This is a genomic window from Nonomuraea sp. NPDC050328 (assembly GCF_044459405.1).
Classification (GTDB): domain Bacteria; phylum Actinomycetota; class Actinomycetes; order Streptosporangiales; family Streptosporangiaceae; genus Nonomuraea.
The window spans coordinates 168,047-184,817 of record NZ_JBITIW010000017.1 but is presented as its reverse complement, the minus strand read 5'-3'; the positions used below and the strand labels follow the sequence as shown (position 1 = coordinate 184,817).

The 16,771-nt window shown below is 72.2% G+C and carries 16 protein-coding genes; 8 read left to right on the top strand and 8 right to left on the bottom strand.

Annotation, left to right across the window (positions count from 1 at the left end; genetic code table 11):
- From ACIBG7_RS41880 to ACIBG7_RS41865, 4 genes are all read left to right on the top strand, one after another.
- A partial coding sequence (locus ACIBG7_RS41880; protein WP_397339898.1) for a winged helix-turn-helix transcriptional regulator occupies positions 1-332 on the top strand: 332 nt, incomplete at its 5' end.
- Positions 333-441: 109 nt separating this feature from the next.
- A complete protein-coding gene (locus ACIBG7_RS41875; protein WP_397339897.1) occupies positions 442-3,123 on the top strand; it encodes an ATP-binding protein in 2,682 nt (893 codons plus the stop codon).
- 119 nt (positions 3,124-3,242) lie between these two features.
- Complete coding sequence (locus ACIBG7_RS41870; protein WP_397339896.1) at positions 3,243-3,824, top strand: dihydrofolate reductase family protein; 582 nt, start codon at positions 3,243-3,245, stop codon at positions 3,822-3,824.
- A 70-nt stretch (positions 3,825-3,894) separates the two neighbouring features.
- A complete protein-coding gene (locus ACIBG7_RS41865; protein ID WP_397339895.1) occupies positions 3,895-4,578 on the top strand; it encodes a class I SAM-dependent methyltransferase in 684 nt (227 codons plus the stop codon).
- Between the two features lie 356 nt (positions 4,579-4,934).
- On the opposite strand, the gene ACIBG7_RS41860 is transcribed toward ACIBG7_RS41865, so the two are convergent.
- From ACIBG7_RS41860 to ACIBG7_RS41830, 7 genes are all read right to left on the bottom strand, one after another.
- Positions 4,935-5,684 (bottom strand): hypothetical protein, encoded by a 750-nt coding sequence (locus tag ACIBG7_RS41860; RefSeq protein ID WP_397339894.1) that lies wholly within the window; start codon positions 5,682-5,684, stop codon positions 4,935-4,937.
- Positions 5,681-7,027 carry a VWA-like domain-containing protein gene (locus ACIBG7_RS41855; RefSeq protein ID WP_397339893.1) on the bottom strand — a complete coding sequence of 449 codons (1,347 nt, stop codon included), beginning with the start codon at positions 7,025-7,027 and terminating at the stop codon, positions 5,681-5,683. The genes ACIBG7_RS41860 and ACIBG7_RS41855 overlap by 4 nt, the downstream gene beginning before the upstream one ends.
- The gene (locus tag ACIBG7_RS41850) at positions 7,024-8,112 is read right to left on the bottom strand and encodes an AAA family ATPase (RefSeq protein ID WP_397339892.1); all 1,089 of its coding nucleotides are present in this window, start codon (positions 8,110-8,112) and stop codon (positions 7,024-7,026) included. Before ACIBG7_RS41850 ends, ACIBG7_RS41855 begins: the two co-directional genes overlap by 4 nt.
- Before the next feature lie 356 nt (positions 8,113-8,468).
- A complete protein-coding gene (locus ACIBG7_RS41845) occupies positions 8,469-8,831 on the bottom strand; it encodes a hypothetical protein (RefSeq protein ID WP_357936452.1) in 363 nt (120 codons plus the stop codon).
- Between the two features lie 267 nt (positions 8,832-9,098).
- Positions 9,099-9,497, bottom strand: a complete 399-nt coding sequence (locus ACIBG7_RS41840) for a hypothetical protein (RefSeq protein ID WP_397339891.1) — start codon at positions 9,495-9,497, stop codon at positions 9,099-9,101.
- Between the two features lie 36 nt (positions 9,498-9,533).
- Entirely contained in the window at positions 9,534-10,478 is a 945-nt protein-coding gene (locus ACIBG7_RS41835) for an AraC family transcriptional regulator (protein ID WP_397339890.1), read from the bottom strand.
- An 8-nt stretch (positions 10,479-10,486) separates the two neighbouring features.
- Positions 10,487-11,410, bottom strand: coding sequence for an NADP-dependent oxidoreductase (locus ACIBG7_RS41830; protein ID WP_397339889.1), 924 nt, complete (start codon positions 11,408-11,410; stop codon positions 10,487-10,489).
- Positions 11,411-11,699: 289 nt separating this feature from the next.
- Between ACIBG7_RS41830 and ACIBG7_RS41825 the strand changes: the two genes are divergently transcribed.
- Both ACIBG7_RS41825 and ACIBG7_RS41820 read left to right on the top strand, forming a co-directional pair.
- Entirely contained in the window at positions 11,700-13,508 is a 1,809-nt protein-coding gene (locus ACIBG7_RS41825) for an alkyl/aryl-sulfatase (RefSeq protein WP_397339888.1), read from the top strand.
- 7 nt (positions 13,509-13,515) lie between these two features.
- Positions 13,516-14,511 carry a DUF389 domain-containing protein gene (locus ACIBG7_RS41820; protein ID WP_397339887.1) on the top strand — a complete coding sequence of 332 codons (996 nt, stop codon included), beginning with the start codon at positions 13,516-13,518 and terminating at the stop codon, positions 14,509-14,511.
- A 145-nt stretch (positions 14,512-14,656) separates the two neighbouring features.
- Here ACIBG7_RS41820 and ACIBG7_RS41815 read toward each other — a convergent pair whose 3' ends face one another.
- Positions 14,657-15,115: a MarR family winged helix-turn-helix transcriptional regulator gene (locus tag ACIBG7_RS41815; protein WP_397339886.1), complete on the bottom strand. Its 459-nt coding sequence runs from the start codon at positions 15,113-15,115 to the stop codon at positions 14,657-14,659.
- Between the two features lie 110 nt (positions 15,116-15,225).
- On the opposite strand from ACIBG7_RS41815, the gene ACIBG7_RS41810 reads away from it, so the two are divergent.
- Both ACIBG7_RS41810 and ACIBG7_RS41805 read left to right on the top strand, forming a co-directional pair.
- Entirely contained in the window at positions 15,226-16,032 is an 807-nt protein-coding gene (locus tag ACIBG7_RS41810; RefSeq protein ID WP_397339885.1) for an alpha/beta fold hydrolase, read from the top strand.
- 303 nt (positions 16,033-16,335) lie between these two features.
- Positions 16,336-16,680 carry a hypothetical protein gene (locus ACIBG7_RS41805; protein ID WP_397339884.1) on the top strand — a complete coding sequence of 115 codons (345 nt, stop codon included), beginning with the start codon at positions 16,336-16,338 and terminating at the stop codon, positions 16,678-16,680.
- Positions 16,681-16,771 lie beyond the last annotated feature (91 nt).

Sequence of the window (16,771 nt, the reverse complement as noted above, 5' to 3'; positions counted from 1 at the left end):
ATTGCCGGGTGCGGGCGGTCACCGATCTGTTCGCCCACACGTGGGACCCGGTCGTCCTTTTCACCCTCTCCTCAGGGCCGCGTCGGCGGCGCGAGTTGCGCGAGGCCATCGGGGGTGTCAGCGACAAGGTGCTGACGCAGGCGCTGCATCGGCTGCTTGCCAGCGGGCTCATCAACCGCCGAGCGCATGCCGAAGCGCCGCCGCGCGTCGTGTACGCCCTGACCGGCTTGGGCCAGAGCTTGGTCGACGGCCCGATCAACGCTCTCGGCCGGTGGGCGGAGGAGCACGGGGACGAACTGCTCGACGCTCAGGAGCTCGGAGCCGGATCGTGACCGGCGGCCTTCGGGGCGAACCCTGCCCGGGCATCGGCGCGGAGCTGCTGCGGTCTTGAAGTCGGCTGGCGATGGCGCTGAGCCTGATGTGATCGGTGAGGATGGGGCGGTGAAGGGGTCAGTGCCGGTTTCGGCGCGGGAGACCGAGGTGCTCGCGGCGCTCGGTGCGGGGCTGTCCAATGCTCAGATCGCCCGCCGCATGCAGATCTCGGTGCGCACGGTCGAGGGCCATGTGTCGTCGTTGCTGCGCAAGTACGGCGTCGCCGACCGGCAGGCGCTCGCCGCACGGGCCGGCGGCATCGGTGCGGTGACCTTGCCGGGCGACATTCCCGGCCTGCCGCGCTCGCGGACCAGTTTCGTCGGCCGTCGGGCCGAGGTCGAGGCGGTCCGGGCGGCGCTGGCGCGGGGCCGGCTGGTGACGCTGGCCGGCCCGGGCGGGGTCGGCAAGACCCGCCTCGCGGAGGTGGTCACGACCGCGGTGGCGGCCGAATACCGGTACGGCGCGGCGTTCGTGGATCTGGTGCCGGTGCGCGACGGCCGGCTCGGGCATGCGGTGGCGGCGGTCTTGGAGGTGGCCGAGCACGCGGACGGGCAGGAGGCGGTCCTGACCCGGTTGCGTCGTGGCCCGTCGCTGCTGGTGCTGGACAACTGCGAGCACCTCCCCGACGCGGTCGCCGAGTTCGCCGAGCGAATCCTGGCCGCGAGCCCGGTCACGATCCTCGCGACCAGCCGGGAGCGGCTCGGGCTGTCCGGTGAGGTGGTCCACCCGGTCGCGCCGCTGCCGTTGGGATCGGACGCCGAGGAGTTGTTCCGCGACCGCGCGGCACTGGCCCACCAGGCTGGGCCGTACGACGCCGCGACCGTCGCCGACCTGTGCGCGCGGCTGGACGGCCTGCCGCTCGCGATCGAGTTGGCCGCGGCGCGCAGCGCGTCGCTCGGGGCTGCCGGGCTGTTGACCGGGTTGGGTGACCAGTTGCGGCTCCTGGCCGGCGGGCGCGGTTCGGTGGTGCGGCACCGGTCGCTGCGCGCGGTGATCGGGTGGAGCCATGACCTGCTGACCGAGGACGAACGGGCGGTGTTCCGCCGGCTGTCGGTGTTCCTCGGCGACTTCGACCTGCCGGCGGTGGCCGCGGTCGCCGGGGTGGAGGCGGCCGAGGCCGCCGACGTGCTGGGGCGGCTGGTCGACAAGAGCCTGGTCCAGCGCCGGGACGGCCGCTGGCGGCTGCTGGACACGATCCGGGCGTTCGCCGCCGAGCGACTCGCGGACGAACCCGAGCACACCGAGGTACGGCGGCGATACCTGCGCTGGGCCGCCGACCTGGCCGCCGACCTGGCCGCCGGTCTCGCGGGGCGGGCCGGTACGGCGTGGCAGGGCGAGTTCGACGCGGTGGCGGGCGATCTCCGGGCCGCGCTGACCGGCCACGAGCAGCCCGACGCCGAGGCCCACCGGCTCGCCCGCACCCTCGGCCGGCTCACGTTCGCCCGCGGCTATCTGTGGCAGGCGCCCGATCGGTACGCCCACGCCGCCCGGTGCGCGCCGGATGCGAGCGAGGCGGCCCGGGATCTGGCCAGAGCGGCGGACTGCGCGCAGGTCGGCAACGACGCCGATCGAGCGTTCGAGCTGCGGCTGGCCGCCGCCGACCGGGCGGGGGAGGCGGGCGCGGGCAACGCGCGGGCCATCGCGCTGGCGCAGGCCGTCGAGCTGACCGGCCGGTTCCCGAGGGCCTTCCGCCGCGAGATCCCGTTCGAGCGGCGTCGCGCGCTGCTCGCCGAGGCGAGGGCGGCCGGGGACCCGGACGATCCGGTCGTCGCCGCCCGGCTCGCGTGCGCCGCGGCGTGGACCGCCCATCCGGACGCCCTCCGGCCCGAGGCCGGGTTGTCCGCGGCCGCCGTCGCAGCCGCTCACGCGGCCGGTGACCCGGTGCTGATCAGCGCAAGCCTCGACGCGGTGCGCGCGGTCGCGATCAACGACGGTCGCGTCGAGGAGTGGCACCGGATCGCCGCCGAGCGGATCGAGCTGCTCGCCCCGCTCGATCCGCACGACCCGGAACATGCGGTCGAGATCAGCGACGCGCGCGGGCTGTCCTCGCTGACCGCGGTGGCCGCCGCCGACCTGCCGGCCGCCAGGGCGAGCGCGCGGCTGATCTCTGACGCCGAGCTGTCCGGCGACAGCGTGTACCTGGCGGCCGGCAAGACCGTTCCGGTGCTCGTCCTGTCCGGTGACCTCGACGACGCCGTGCAGCTCGCCGAGGACATGTGGGCCGGGTGGCAACGCGCCGGCCGGCCCCGGGCGTTCTACGTCTGGCTCACGATGCCGTTCGCCGTACTGGCGCATGGCCTGCGCGGCGACCGGGAGCGCGTCGCGCAGTGGCGGGCCAGGGCCGCGGCGATGGGTGACCCGGCGAGCATGGGCTGGCCGGTGCTGGACCCGCTGATCACCTTGGTGGACGCCCGGCTCGCGCTGCGGCTCGGTGACCTCGACCAGGCCGCCGAGCTGGCTGAGCGCGCCCGGCGGCTGCCGGCCAGCTCCTTGTACCGGGTGCTCGCCCGCGCCGCCACCGTCGAGCTCGCGGTGGTCGCCGGCGTGCCCTCGGCCGAGACCGATCTCGCCGCGGCACAGGCCGACAGCGCCGGCAACGACTGGGCCGCCGCCACCCTGCTCCGGGCCGCCGGCCGGCTGCGTGGCGACGCCGACGCTCTCGCCAGGTCAGCCGAGGTGTGGCAACGGATGGGTGCCCGATACGAGCACGAGGTCACGGTGGAGCTGCTGGCCGGGCCGAAGCCGTCATAGGTGGTGGTCGCGTGCCGGGCACGTGGTGACCACGCCTGTGGCGGTCGCCCCCCGACTGCGACGCTGTGCTGCATGCCCGGCCAAAGCGCCGGGTTCTCGACAGCGAAGGAGACAACGCGATGGGCAAGGTCACCACGGGCGCCACGATGTCGCTCGACGGCTACATCGCCGGACCCGGAGAAAGCGGGTTCGACCTGCTGTTCCAGTGGTACGGCAACGGCGAGGTCGAGATCCCGCCGCGGCTCCGCATCTCCGCGGCCAGCGCCGCGCTGGTCAAGCCCGAATGGGACGACACCGGCGCGCTGATCGTCGGCAGGCACCTCTTCGACATGACCAACGCCTGGGGCGGGCGCCACCCGATGGACGTGACCACGGTGGTGCTCACCCACCGGCGCCCCGACGACCGTCCGGACGACGATGACGACTTCGTCTTCGTCACCGACGGCATCGAGGCGGCGGTGGCCAAGGCCAAGGAACTGGCCGGGGACAAGAACGTCGCCGTCAACGGCGGGCAGATGGCCCGGCAGTGCCTGGAGGCCGATCTGCTCGACGAGGTCGGCGTCGAGTTGGTGCCGGTCGTGCTGGGCGGAGGGAAGACGCTGTTCGGCGAGCTCGGCACCGCACCGGTGCAGTTCGACGGGCCCATCGCCGTCGTCGAAGGCACGGGCGTCCTCCACCTGCGTTACCGAGTCAAGAAATAGCACCGCCGCGCATGGGGCAGGTGACGGTCACTGTGAAGTCGGACGGCGACGAACGGATCGGGGAGGCGCGATGACCGAGCATGCTGAACGGCTCGCCCGGGTGGCCCGGGGCTGGGACGAGGCCGCCGACGGGTACGAGGCCTACTACGTTCCGCGCTTCGCCCCGTGGGTGGCCAGCGCGGTGCGGGCGCTCACCCACGGGCCGCTGCCGGAAGGGCCGGTCCTGGTCCCGTGCTGCGGGACATTCCCGGAGCTGGACGTGCTGAGCGAGCACCTGCCCGGGCGCGAGATCGTCGGCATCGACCTGTCCGCCGGCATGGTCCGCCGGGCCCGCGAGCGCGCCGCCCGCCACCGGCAGGCCTCCGCCGTCCAAGGCGACGCCTCGACCCTCGACCCGCGATGGTCGGGCAGGTGCGCGGCCGTGGTGTCGGTGTTCGGGCTTCAGCAGTTGCCCGAACCCGACCTCGCCCTCCGGTCGTGGGCCGGTGCGCTGCGCCCGGGCGGACGCCTGTCCGTCGTCTTCTGGCCCGACTGCACTGAGGACGACGGGCCGTTCGCGCTCATCGCCGACGTCCTGCGAGCGCGGGTGCCCGCCGAGGACAGCTCCTGGGAACGCCGGCTCCAAGCCGGCGTCGACCGCGCACGGCCTCGTGATCGAGCGGGACGAGTACCTGTCCTACCCCATGTCCCACCCGGACGCGACGACGTTCTTCGACGCCCACACCCGATCCGGGCCGCTCCGGGCGCTCGCTGAAACCCGCGGCGAAGCCTTCGTCGACCGACTGCGCGAGGAATTCCTCCATCGCGCCCCGGCCGGTGAATGGCACCACCAGCCGCGTGCCCGCCACATCGTCGCCCGCTGCTGATCGCCAACCCGCCCTCGCACGGGAGGTGCTCGTTTCGGGTGGTGAGCAGGCAGAGGTAAGCCAGGGTTGGCCGGCCGCGGCTGCTTGCCGTACAAGAACGATCCTCCGGCCGTACGGAAAGGGTGACCTCGTGGACCGCCCGGCTGGACGGACGCACCGATCGTGGACGGCCGGCAACTGATGGGAGCGCAAGGGCCGCATCGGCGGCAGGTCCTCGGCCTGCCGCCTTCCGGTCCGTCTCGGGTCAGGGCTCGTCGCCCTCGGCCAAGGCCCGCAGTACCTTGGCCTGCTCGACGTCGGTGCCCTCGGCCCGCATCCGGGCCGCCTCCTCCGCGGTGAAACCCGCCGCACGCCAGGCCGCCACCTCGTCGATCGGCACCCCGGCACGCCAGAACTCGGTCATCAGGGACGTGGCGTCCTGCCCCGAGGCGACCACCCGTCCGGCCTCGCGGGCGGACAGGCCGAGCGCTCCGAAGACCCGGGCCTGTCCCGCCTCGATGCCGCGTCTCGCCCACTCCACCGCGTCGGAGCCCGTCCAGCCCGCCTCCACGTAGGCGCGTGCCCGGCCCGCCGGGATGCCCGCCCGCAGCAGCTCCCGCATGCTGCCGGAGCGCTCCTCGTCGGCGAACGCCTCGCCCGGCCTCCCGCCCCGGTGCAGCAGCCGCCACAGCCATCCGCGCGGGTGCGGGCGTTCCCCGGCGAGGTGCCGGTCCGCCGCCTCCTCGGGCGAATAGCCCAGTTCGCGCCAGCGCACCGCGTCCCGCGGCGTCATGCCGGCCCGCAGCCACAGATCCACGGTGTACGGGGTGGCTCCGGCGGTGCGCCACGGCCGCGCATCGGCCGCTGTGTAGACGCCGGCCTTGCGCCACCGCTCGGCGTCGGTGATCGAGAAGCCGGCCTCGATCCACTGCCGGGCGTCGGCGACGGTGAAACCGCGTGCCCGCCACTCGTGCAGCGGCTCGGGACTCGGCTCCTCGGCGTAGCTCGTCGTCATGACTCTCCTTTCGCCGGCCGCCGCGGCGGGTCCGCCGGGAGGCGGGCCACGGACGCCCAGCCGGGTGCGTGCCCGCCGTCGCCGATCAGGCAGATCACCACCTGCGCCGCAGGGCGCTGCTCGGGCCACGGCGTCTCGCCGTCGGTCAGCACGACGACCAGGTCGGGACGGGGCCGCAGCGCCATCGCCGCGGCGATACCGGCCCGCATGTCGGTGCCGCCGCCACCGGCCAGTTCGATGTCGCTCGCCCGGCGCACCACCTGGACGGGGTGGGGCTGGACGTCGCAGCAGAACGCCCGCAGCCGCCGGTTCGGCCCTGCCACGCCCTCGATGATCCCGGTCACCTCGGCCAGCAGCCGGTTCAGCACGTCGTCGGTGACGCTGCCGGAGGTGTCGATCACCAGCACGGTGTCCGGGACCGCGCGCACCATCGACGGGGGCACGATGTCGGTGTAGGCGCCGGCGCGGCGCGACGGGCGGCGATAGCTGAAGTCGACCTGACCGGCCACCGTGCTCACCCCGCGCCGGATCGTCGCGCCCAGCCGGGCCCGCCAGTTCATCGAGGGGCGCAGGCGCTCCTCGGCCCAGCGGCGCCAGCCCGACGGCACCTCGCTGCGCGCGCTGATCCGGTCCCGGATACCCGCCGCGATGGAGCGTTCGAGCAGTTCCCTGTCGAGCTGGGTGAGCCCTTCGCCGGAGCCGCCGTCCTCGTAGGCGCGCTCCCGGCCGTCCACCGCGCTGCCGCAGTCGATCGCCTCCGCCAGCGCCCGCCCGGCGCGGCCCATGGCCTGGGCCAGCACGTCGAGCATCGGCACGTACTCCTCGGCGGTGCGGTTGACCGGAAGGCCCAGCTCGGCGGGTGACACCACGCCCATCGGGGCGCGCAGGTCCTCGGCCTCGAGGTCGTCGTTGATCTCGGCGTCGGCGGCCTGGTTCCAGCGGTGGGCCTCCTCGTCGCGGACCGCGCCCGCGGCGTGGCTCACCTCCTGGCCCACCTCCTGGGCCGGCTCCGGCCGCACCGGCGAGCGGGCCGCGTGGCCACGCACCAGATGGCCCACCTGGTGCAGCATCCACCAGCCGACCTCCTCGACCGGGGTGGCCAGCGCGGTGCCCGGTTCCACGTACAGGTTCCACCGGGTGTCGGCGGGAAAGGCGCGGAACTCCGGGTCGGCGACGGGTGCGCCGGTGTCCTCGTCCAGGGCCGGTTCCAGGATCACCGGGTTCAGGGCGAAGACGGCCGAGGCGAGGTAGGGCGCCCGGTGCGCCGCCCACAGCCGTGCGGCGGTGATCCGGGCGCCCACCGCCTCCTCGTAGGCGGGAGCGCGGGGGCCCTCGGAGCTCATCGCATGAGCCCCGCCGCGCGCAGCACCGGCGCGAGGTCGAGCATCGTCCTGGGCAGGGTCGCGCCCTCGGGCCGGGAGCGGGCCAGCGACCGGGCCGCGGTCGCCGCCACGTCCGGCGCGGTGCGCGCGACCCGGGCCACCACCGCCCACGCCCGCTCCCAGGTGCCCGCCGTACCGTCCGAGTGCACGTACGCCACCACCGCGCCGAGCAGGGCATGCAGCCGGTCGAGGCGTTCCGGCAGGGGAGCCCGGGGGTCGTTCAGCAGGGTCTTCGGGTCGGGCAGGTCGAGGTTGCGGCGCCAGGAAAGCAGCTCGAAGCCGGCCGCCTCACCGACCGCGCCGAGCACCAGCTCGGCCAGGACCGGCTCGCCGGCGCCCGTGTGCTCGCACGCGGCGACCGCCCGTGCGGTCATCTCCCAGCTCCGCGGGCTGGGCCAGCCGCGGCCCGCCCGGTCGGGACTGCCGGGCACCGCCAGCACGAGTTCCGGCCGTACCCGCAGGAACGCCCCGACCAGCGCCCGCGCGCCGGCCACCTCGGCGGGCCCGGCGGCGTCCTTCACGTCGAGCTCCGGTACGGCGAAGCCTCCGGCGAAACCCTCGGCGATATCGTCGGCCGAGACGGTCCAGTTCAGGTGGATGAGCCGGTTGGCCAGCGGCGCGGACAGGTCCCAGCCGTCGGCGGCCTGGTCCGGCGGGTTGGCCGCGGCCACGATCCGCACCTCGTCCGGCAGCACCAGGTCACCGACCGTGCGCTCCAGCACCACCCGCAGCATGGCAGCCTGTACGGCCGGCGGCGCGGTGGTCAGCTCGTCGAGGAACAGCAGGCCGGCGCCCTCGGCGGCGAGCCGCTCGGCCCAGCGCGGCGGCGCGAACCAGGTGCTGCCCTCACGCAGCACCGGCAGGCCGGAGAAGTCGCTGGGCTCGCGGATCGAGCCGACCACCACCTCGACGGGCAGGCCGGCGGCCGCGCCGAGCGCGGTCACCGCGGACGTCTTGCCGGTGCCCGGCGCACCCCAGAGGATGACCGGCAGATTGGCCGTCACCGCGACTGCGAGAGTTTCTCGGGTCACTGATGGCACCGCCATTGTTCGTCCTCCTCGCCCGGTCTGTTCTCCGGGCAGCGCATGTCGGCGCCTGGGCGGCCCTGCGATCGGTCGACCTCCATGTCGTCATCCTAGGTTGACGATCGGTCGAGCGTCAACCTGAATTGACGTCGGGCCGCCATCGTGTCCGGCCGGCGTGCGGCCCCGGCCTGTAGGCGTCGCGCCAGGCTTCAGGAGCCCTCCATGTACGGCGCCGCGAATGTGCGCGAGTGCGAGGCGAGGAGTAAAGCCAGAACGTTTTGCATCGAGCCTGTGGGAGCGCGATATCGACCTCTGGGCAAGGGGTGTCGAGGAATCTCGTTCCCGTGTCCACAAATGATCTGGGAGTAGGCCCAAGGTCATTCCTGGTCCGCGTCCAGGAGCAGTAGAGACCGAAGCTGTTGCCATGCCACCGTTTCGTCACGGAAGCGGACCCGAAGCAGTTCCGCGGTGTAGAAGGCTAGAACGAGCACCTCGCCCAGCAGGTCATGATCCGGCCTCAACGGGCCGCCGTCCGACGTCACGCTGTCCAGGCCGGGTTCGTCGGACACCAGGGCCACCACCATCACGTGGAGATCAATGACATGGTCCGCGAGAGACATCCGTTCCTCGTCGGTAACCATGCCGGAGACGTAGTCGAGCAGCTCCTTCTCTCCTGTGAACGCTGCGGTGATCAAGGCTCGCGCAGTGCTGCGAATCGCTTGGTCGGTCTCATGCGTCATCGGAGTCCCCTGCCCCCTCAAATGGACCTATGCCGACCCGGGGCGTTTCCGCGGGAGGGCGAGACCACGGGGGGCCAGGCGAAGGTCGAGTGGGGAGGCCGACTGAACTCAAGCTCCTGGCAGGGGTGGACAGGAAGAGTTCAAGCAGCGTGAACAGGGAGACCCCGATCCCTCCGGGCGGTGACGTAGTACAGGCTCGTGAAGAGGTGGCGGAGGTCCGCGTGTGACAGCCGGCACAGAGATCAGTCCTGCTGATCACAGAGCGCTTCACGCATCTGTGGAGCGCTCACGGGCGATGCGGTCGCGCACCTGATCCCACTGCACGGGCAACTGGTCGGCGGGCATCGTCCAGAAGACGAACGTGGACTCCCGCATCACCGCACGCTGGCGCCGCATGGTCGACCTGTGCGGTTCCGCCGCGGAGTAGGCGTACACGGCAGCCTTGTCGGTCCAGGCGGAAACCGTCCAGAAGGTGCGCTTGAACAGCTCCGCCTGCAACGAGACACCCAGCGCGCCGGGCGCTCGACGGGCCTGCAGGAGCAGTCGCAACGAGGCGGTGAGAAAGCCCGGCACCTGACGCAACGATCTGACCTCCAGCCGCGAAGCCATGACCAACGTTTCAGGGTGGGGCGGGGTGCCGACACGGATCCAGGGGATGGTGGGCATCAGAGGGGACCTTTCGAGAGTCAGGGAAAGAACGGGTCATGCGGCTCTGACCTGGCGGCGGTAATGGCCGGGGGCGATGCCGTACTCCCGCTTGAACGCCTTGGCGAAGGCGAACTCCGTGCTGTAGCCCGTCTGCGCGGCGACGGTGGTCAGCGGGATGTCGGAGTCCCGCAGGAGTTTGGCGGCCAGCGTCATGCGCCAGCGGGTCAGGTAGGCCATGGGCGGTTCGCCGACCAGGGTGGCGAACCTTTTGGCGAAGGCGGCGCGAGACAGGCCGGAGCGTACGGCCAGCGACTCGACCGTCCAGGCCGCCGAGGGGACGTCGTGGATGGCGGTCAGCGCGGCGACGACCGCGGAGTCGCGCAGCGCGGCCGACCAGCCGTGGGCCGCCGCGGGCTGTTCCTCGAGCCAGGCCCGCAGGATGTACAGCAGCAAGGAGTCGATCAGGGCGGGCACGATGCCCTGCGAGCCGATGCGGGGATGGTCGAGTTCGGCGCCGAGCAGTCGGACCGCGGCGGCCAGCCCGCTGTGGCGACCGTGCCGGGTGGGCAGGTGGATCACCTCGGGAAGCTGGCGGAGCAGCGGGTGGGGCCGGGCCAGGTCGAGGTGGTAGTTGCCGCACAGCAGGCTGGTGCGGGGGCCGCGGCCGTCCGGCTGTGCGGCGCCCAGCACGACCGAGCCGATGGGCGGCGCCTTCGTGTACTGCTCGGGCCTGGGAACCTGGGCGGGCGTGTCCGGGTGGTCGGCCAGCACGAAGCGGGAGCCGCTGCGCAGGAAGACCACGTCGCCGCTCTCCAGCAGGGCCGGCGTCGGGTGCGCGGCGTCCACGGGCACCAGCCAGCACGAGCCGTGCAGCACCACATGGAAGCCGGCGCCGGCGGTGGGCGGCAGTTCCAGCCCCCATGGCGCGTGACCGTCGGTCCGGATGGAGGTCGGGCGCCCGGTCCGCATCGACTCCAGCGCTTCGGCAAGCAGATCCATGTCCTGCTTTATAGCGTCAGCACGAGTTTGCCCCGGACCTGGCCGGACTCCAGCAGCTCGTGCGCCTTGCCCACCTCCTCCAGCGGGAAGGTCTGCTCGGCGTGCGGGCGCAGCCGGCCGGTGTCGACCAGTTCGGCGATGGCCTCCAGCGCCGCGTAGTCGGGCTCGACCGAGACTCCGGCGAAGCGCCGGCCGGCCGCCTCCACCTTCGCGGCGAGCTCGGCGTTCCCGTGCTCCATGATGCTGACGAGCACGCCACCCGGCTTGAGTACGGCCAGCGAGCGCTCGCCCTGCGAGCTGGAGTCGAGGACGACGTCCAGGTCGCCGAGCACCTCGGTGAAGTCGACCGTCCGGTAGTCGATGGCCTCGTCGGCGCCGAGGGACCGGACGAACTCGTGCTTGCCGGCGCTGGCCAGTGCGATCACGTGAGCGCCTCTGGCCTTGGCGATCTGCACAGCCAGGTGACCGACCCCGCCCGCCGCCCGGTGGATCAGCACCCGGTCACCCTGGCCGACCTTGGCCGCGTCCACCAGGCCCTGCCAGGCGGTGAGCCCGGCCAGCGGGAGCGCCGCGGCGTGCACGTGGTCGACGCCTGCGGGCTTGCGGGCGACCTGGCGCGAGGGCGTCGCGACGTAGTCGGCGTAGCCGGTCGCGGCCCGGGGGAAGAACGGCATGCCGTACACCTCCTCGCCCACCTGGAACCTGGCGCCGGGGGCTGCCTCCGCCACGACTCCGGAGATGTCCCAGCCGACGCCGAACGGCGGCTGACCGAGCAGGGGATAGGCGCCTGAGCGCACGGCGGCGTCGACCGGGTTCAACCCGCTGGCCCGCACGTGGATCACCACCTCGCCGGACAACGGTGCAGGTCGTTCGGTCTCGACGACCTGCAAGACCTCGGGGCCGCCGAAGGCGGTCTGGATCACAGCACGCATGGTTGCACTCCTGATCAGTGGGGGTGGGTGCGATCCACGGTAGGCAGCCCGGCGGGTCCGCGGAATGCCCTGCCGTCTGCGTCGCATGTCCCAGCGTCTTGCCGCCCGGCCGCGTCCGGGTCGAGTCAGGAGCGGCCGGATCGGCGCTCAGGCGCCGGGGTGGAACCGCGCCCTCCACGAGGCTCGCAGCGCCTCGTGGCGAGGACTTGACGCCAGCCTGCGACTGCCATGGTGCATATCCGGACACGACCCGGAACGCAGCGATCATGAGCAAAGCTGAGGAGAGGCCGTGACCACCCTGCCCTCGTTCGACGACCACACCGATGTCGCCAATGCCGACAGGGGCTTCGTCGGCACCACGTCGCAGTCCGAGATCAAGGACGCGGCGGGGCGGGTGGTCTGGGACCTGGGCTGGTACGCCTTCCTCGACGCCGACTGCCCGCCGACGGCCAACCCGAGCCTGTGGCGGCAGTCCGCCCTCAACGCCAAGCACGGCCTGTTCGAGGTGACCGAGGGCATCTACCAGGTGCGCGGCTTCGACCTGTCGAACGTCACGTTCATCGAGGGAGAGCGCGGCGTCATCGTCGTCGACCCGCTGCTGTCGGTCGAACCGGCCGAGGCCGCGCTGGCCCTCTACCGGGCGCACCGCGGCGAGCGCCCGGTGGTCGCGGTCATCTACACCCACTCGCATGCCGACCACTTCGGCGGCGTGCGCGGCGTCGTCCCCGATGACGCGAACGTCCCGATCATCGCCCCCTCCGGATTCCTCGAACACGCGGTCGCGGAGAACGTCTACGCGGGCACCGCCATGAATCGCCGCGCCATCTACATGTACGGCGCCGAACTCGCCAAGGGGCCAGACGGCCAGATCGGCGCCGGGCTCGGCCAGACCACCTCCACCGGGACGATCTCCCTCATCGAGCCCACCTTGTCGATCACCGAGACCGGCCAGGAGGAGGTGATCGACGGCGTCCGCCTGGTCTTCCAGCTCACCCCCGGCACCGAGGCCCCGGCCGAGATGAACTTCCACCTGCCAGAACGCCGCGCTCTCTGCATGGCCGAGAACGCCACGCACACGCTGCACAACGTCCTGACCCTGCGTGGCGCGCTGGTGCGTGACCCGCGCGTGTGGGCCCGCTACCTGACCGAGGCGATCGAGTTGTTCGCCGCCGATTCCGACGTCCTGTTCGCCTCCCACCACTGGCCCAGCTGGGGTACGGCGGAGCTGACCGCCTTCCTGTCCCAGCAGCGCGACCTGTACGCCTACCTGCACGACCAGACCCTCCGCCTGCTCAACCAGGGCTACACAGGCCTGGAGATCGCCGAGCGCATCCAGCTCCCGCCCGCGCTGGAGCGGGCCTGGCACGCGCGCGGCTACTACGGCTCGGTCTCGCACAACGTGAAGGCGATCTACCAGCGCTACATGGGCTGGTTCGACGGCAACCCCGCCCATCTGTGGGAGCTGCCGCCCGAGGAGTCGGCCAAGAAGCACGTCGAGTACATGGGCGGCGCGCCGAGCATCCTGCCGAAGGCGAAGCAGGCGCTGGAGTCGGGCGAGCTGCGCTGGGCCGCCCAGGTGCTGAACTACGTCGTCTTCGCCGACCCCGGCCACACCGAGGCCCGTGACCTGCTGGCCCGGGTCTACGACCGGCTCGGCCACGGCGCGGAGAACGGCACCTGGCGCAACTTCTACCTCCAGGGCGCCGCGGAGCTGCGCGGGCGCAAGGCCCCGGCGAGCATCGACACCACCAGCCCGGACGTCGCCGGCGCGCTCACCCTGGAGCAACTCTTCGACTCTCTGGCCATTCGCGTCGACGGGCCGCGCGCCTGGGACACCCGGCTCGTGATCGACTGGGTCTTCACCGACCTGGACCAGACCGTACGGCTCAGCCTCGCCAACGGCGTCCTGACCCAGAGCACCGGCAAGGACGCCGGTCCTGCCGACCTCACCCTCACCCTGACCAAGCCACAGCTCCTCGGCGTCATCGCGACCGGGAACCTCGACGGCGTCCAGGCCGAAGGCGACCCGGCGATCGTCACCACCCTCGTCGGCCTGCTGGACGAGCCGGTCCGCGACTTCGACATCGTCACGCCGTAGGCAGCCGATGCTGACCGAGCTGAGAGAGCGCCTGGTTCCACTGGCGCAGCGCCGGACGCTCGACGAGCTCACCACCGACCTCGATCTGCGGGCGGGGGACCGTACCTCCCGCTACTCGGCGTTCTGGATCATGCTGGTGCTGTCGTCCGTGATCGCGGCGGCGGGGGTGATCTCCGACTCCACGGCCACCGTGATCGGCGCGATGATCATCGCCCCGCTGTCGACGCCCATCATGGGCATGGCGCTCGGCCTGGTGAAACGCTCGAAGATCGGGGCCGGGTGGTTCGTGCTGGGCGGCATGGGCGCGGTCGTGGCGATCGGCATGGTGTTCTCGCTGGTGGTGCCCAGCTCGTTCGAGCTGCTGGCCAACAGCCAGATCGCCGGCCGTACCTCACCCGGACTCGCCGACCTCGTCGCGGCCATCGCCACAGGACTGGCCGGGGCGATCGCGCTCGCCCGGCGAGACGTCGCGGCGGTCCTGCCAGGAGTCGCGATCGCGATCTCGCTGGTGCCGCCGCTCGTGGTCGTCGGCGTCTGCCTGGGCGACGGCGCGCCGTGGCTGGCACTGGGCGCGCTGGTGCTGTTCCTGTCCAACATGCTGTCGCTGGTCCTGGCGGGCACCTTCGTCTTCGCCACGCTCGGCTACACCGCGCCGCCCGAGCCCGCGCGCTCGCGCCGGCGTGCGGTCCTGGCGCTCAGCGCGCTCGGTGTGGTCGTCGCCGCGGTCCTGATCCTGAGCACGGCCGCCACGTACGTGATCTCCCGATGGGAGGGGCAGGTGAAGGAGGTGGCGGCCGAGTGGCTCGCGGGCACGCCGGACGCTGCCGTCATCGGCGTGCAGTTGCAGGCGCGCACGTTCTTCGTCGCCGTACGCGCGCCCAGCGAGCCTCCGCCGGTCGACGACCTGCTCACCCGGTTGCACGGCGTTGTCCCCGACGGCCTGCCGGTCGTCGTGCAGACCACCCAGGGCCGCCAGATCGCCGCTGGGAGAGTGGGAGGGTGAGCAGGCTGGACTGCAGATGACCGGCTTGCGGGCGAGGCCGGACGCCCCCGCACCCGGAGGCCGCCAACCAGCGCTGGAGATGGCCTCGGGCTGCCGAGCCCGCTCGTTCGGGGCTGATGACACGATCCCTATGCGGTGTCGCGCCCTATGCGGTGTCGCGCAGGCGGGTGAGCGCCTGCGGAGTCAGGTGCCGTGCGAGCTCCTCCAGCAAGGTGGTGACCTCGGCGACCCGCTGCGGGTCGGTGGTGTCCAGGGCTTTGGCCAGGGCCGCATCGATGGAGGTCGCGCGGACCTGTCCCACCCGGTCGGAGATCTGCGGTGCGGGCCGGATGAGGAGCCGGCGGCGGTCGCGGGGATCCGGTTCGGTGATGACGGCGTCGGCCTCGCGGAGCCGGGCCACCGCAGCCGAGACCGCGCTCTGCGGCAGGCCGGTGCGCGCGGCGATCTCGCCGACCGCGGAGCCCGGGTGCCCGCGCACGTCGCTCACCACGATCAGCACCGTGCGGGCACTGGCCGGCTGCTCGCCGATTCCCTCGGTGGGCAGCGCTTCCTCGCCGATCTTCATCAGTGTGCGGCCCAGCAGGAACAGGTCGACTCCGTTCATGGGCCCAAGATACATCAGAAGAGATGCATCTGACTTGATGTATCAAACTTGATGCTTTACGGTTGATCTCACCCAAGGCAGTCCAACCCCTCGGTGAAGGGACGCCTGACATGACCCCCAGCGCCACGCTCTACTACGAGGTGCGCGGCACCGGCCCGATGCTGCTCATCTCCCAGAGTGGCGAAGGCGACGCCGGCCGCAGCATCGACCTCGTCAACCAGCTCACCGACAGTTACACCGTCGTCACCTACGACCGCCGCGGCCTGTCCCGCAGCGCGCTGACCACGCCCGGCCAGGGCGTGACCCTCGCCCAGCACGCCGACGACGTGCACCACCTGCTCGCCGAACTCACCGACCAGCCCGTCCTCATGCTCGGCTGCAGCCTCGGCGCCTCGATCGGCTTCCATCTGGCCCTGCGTCACCCCGGCCAGGTCAGCGTCCTCGTCGCACACGAGCCGGTCACGCCGCGGCTGCTCCCCGTCGAGCAGCGCGTCCACCATGAGGCGGAACTGCGGGAGATCCAGGACATCCACCGCAGGGACGGCCTGGGCGCGACCCTCGAAGCGGTCGCCCAGGTGCTCGGCATCGACCCCGCCAGCCCCGACGCCGAACCCGACCTCACCTCACACCCGATGACGCCCCAGCGAATGCGCAACTTCCACTTCTTCGTCGAGCACGACTTCACCGCCATCCTGCGCGACACCCTCGACGTCACCGCTCTGGCCACCACCTCGACCCGCATCATCCCGGTCGCCGGGCAGACCACCCCGCGAACCGTCTTCGACTACACGTGCGCCCGCGCCCTGGCCGACCTGCTCGGCACCGACCTGCGCGAATTCCCCGGCGGCCACAACGGCAACACCACCCACCCCCGCGCCTACGCCACCCGACTCCGCCGCATCCTGCAGACCGCCTAGTGGGTGGCCGACGGTGAGTGAGCACTCTGCTCGCCCGGGGCTTGTGAGTCCTGGGCCGTCCGTTAGATCCAGGCGTTCGGGTGAGGTCGATCAGCGGAACCCATGGGTCCGTCGTCATGAGGTGACCGATGCCGCGTCGACCAGGGCGACGTCGTGGTGCCTCTTCGGCCCGGTCGATCCCGCACGTGATGGTCGACATGACTCCTTCCTAGTGTTTGCCCTGGTGAGAGCCTTGTTCCGAGGTCACTAGGTATCTTCGTCGTCTGGGACGAAACGAAGACGAGACAACACGCGGAGGCACCGATGGCAGACGGCGGGCGGCTGGTGGGACGCTGGCGTTCGGCGAACGGCACGGCGGGGGTGCTGTTCGGCGACGAGGTCGTCTTCGCCGCCGACGGCACGGGCGAGCTGCGCCACCACTCGGCCCTCCACGGCGAGGAGACGCTGGCCTTCCGCTGGCGGATGGAGGGCGAGGCCGTCCTGCGGCTCCGCCTGATCGACGACGAGGAGGACGAGGACGAGGACGATCTGGTGGGGGTGGAGTTCCGCGCGCACGAGTCCGACGCCGGCCGTCACGTGGTGCTGGCCGAGGCGGGCCGGGACGGTTTCTGGCTCTGCCTGGACCCGCTGGAACGGGTGGAGGACTGACGGGCGCTCCGAGCCGGGAATCCCCGTCGCCCTGACGTGATCGAGCTGGCACCAGTGAGATCCAAGTGACCCGCAATCCCTGCTGAGCAGC

What these genes read in the sequence shown, in the direction of transcription:
- ACIBG7_RS41855 (WP_397339893.1), bottom strand. Translation starts at nt 7,027, where the DNA reads ATGAGCTCCGAGGGCCCCCGCGCTCCCGCCTACGAGGAGGCGGTGGGC.
- ACIBG7_RS41870 (WP_397339896.1), top strand. Translation starts at nt 3,243, where the DNA reads ATGGGCAAGGTCACCACGGGCGCCACGATGTCGCTCGACGGCTACATC.
- ACIBG7_RS41850 (WP_397339892.1), bottom strand. Translation starts at nt 8,112, where the DNA reads ATGGCGGTGCCATCAGTGACCCGAGAAACTCTCGCAGTCGCGGTGACG.
- ACIBG7_RS41805 (WP_397339884.1), top strand. Translation starts at nt 16,336, where the DNA reads ATGGCAGACGGCGGGCGGCTGGTGGGACGCTGGCGTTCGGCGAACGGC.
- ACIBG7_RS41835 (WP_397339890.1), bottom strand. Translation starts at nt 10,478, where the DNA reads ATGGATCTGCTTGCCGAAGCGCTGGAGTCGATGCGGACCGGGCGCCCG.
- ACIBG7_RS41830 (WP_397339889.1), bottom strand. Translation starts at nt 11,410, where the DNA reads ATGCGTGCTGTGATCCAGACCGCCTTCGGCGGCCCCGAGGTCTTGCAG.
- ACIBG7_RS41860 (WP_397339894.1), bottom strand. Translation starts at nt 5,684, where the DNA reads ATGACGACGAGCTACGCCGAGGAGCCGAGTCCCGAGCCGCTGCACGAG.
- ACIBG7_RS41810 (WP_397339885.1), top strand. Translation starts at nt 15,226, where the DNA reads ATGACCCCCAGCGCCACGCTCTACTACGAGGTGCGCGGCACCGGCCCG.
- ACIBG7_RS41815 (WP_397339886.1), bottom strand. Translation starts at nt 15,115, where the DNA reads ATGAACGGAGTCGACCTGTTCCTGCTGGGCCGCACACTGATGAAGATC.
- ACIBG7_RS41845 (WP_357936452.1), bottom strand. Translation starts at nt 8,831, where the DNA reads ATGACGCATGAGACCGACCAAGCGATTCGCAGCACTGCGCGAGCCTTG.
- ACIBG7_RS41840 (WP_397339891.1), bottom strand. Translation starts at nt 9,497, where the DNA reads ATGCCCACCATCCCCTGGATCCGTGTCGGCACCCCGCCCCACCCTGAA.
- ACIBG7_RS41865 (WP_397339895.1), top strand. Translation starts at nt 3,895, where the DNA reads ATGACCGAGCATGCTGAACGGCTCGCCCGGGTGGCCCGGGGCTGGGAC.
- ACIBG7_RS41820 (WP_397339887.1), top strand. Translation starts at nt 13,516, where the DNA reads ATGCTGACCGAGCTGAGAGAGCGCCTGGTTCCACTGGCGCAGCGCCGG.